We start from the raw sequence: 724 nt of genomic DNA, 5'->3' as shown, positions 1-724 counted from the left end.
ACCTTGAAGTGCGTGCAGAGCGCGAAGTACTTCTTACCATCCATGAAGGTAAGTACCACCAAGTTAAACGTATGTTCGCAGCGCTAGGCAACAAAGTTGAAGCGCTTCACCGTGAGCGTATTGGTGAAATCGAAATGGATGAGTCTCTAGATTTGGGTGAGTACCGCTACCTAACTCAAGAAGAGATCGACTCTATCTGGAAGTAATCCTTCGCTCTATTTAATGCCGACCAAGGATAGCGTCGGCTATTTGATTTGACTGGTACTAGGAAAGTCTCAGCCAATATTCTGTTTTGCGTCCAAACGCAGTTCTTAGTTCTTAGTACCTAGTCGGAGATTTATGCAAACCCAAACTGCCCCCAGTTCCCAACCTGAAACGCCTCAATTAGGCTTGTTGCTGTTCTTGATTCTTGGTGCCATTGGTGCACTAACGCCACTTGCTATCGACATGTATCTGCCAGCGATGCCAACCATCGCTAAAGATCTGGGTGTGACAGCGGGTGAGGTTCAAATTACGCTGACAGCTTATACCGCAGGTTTTGCACTTGGCCAGCTGCTTCATGGCCCGTTGGCCGACAGCTATGGTCGCAAACCAGTTCTACTGATTGGTGTGGTGCTGTTTGCTATTGCTTCTGTGGTGAGTGCGACGACACACGGTATTGATGCGTTGACCTATGTGCGTACCGCGCAAGGTTTCGCAGGCGCAGCTGCGGCAGTGATTATTC

1 protein-coding gene and 1 pseudogene are annotated in these 724 nt (G+C 48.9%); both read left to right on the top strand.

The genetic code is table 11. The features are described from left to right. Window positions 1-206: pseudogene (locus KIV40_RS33920) on the top strand (16S rRNA pseudouridine(516) synthase); the annotation flags it as partial. Between the two features lie 133 nt (window positions 207-339). After that, window positions 340-724, top strand: a 385-nt coding sequence (locus tag KIV40_RS33915) for an MFS transporter (RefSeq protein WP_285353834.1), incomplete at its 3' end; no start/stop codon positions are given.

The organism is Vibrio sp. D173a, assembly GCF_030248475.1.
The sequence above is the reverse complement of the archived record's forward strand: the minus strand, read 5'-3'. Positions and strand labels throughout refer to the sequence as shown.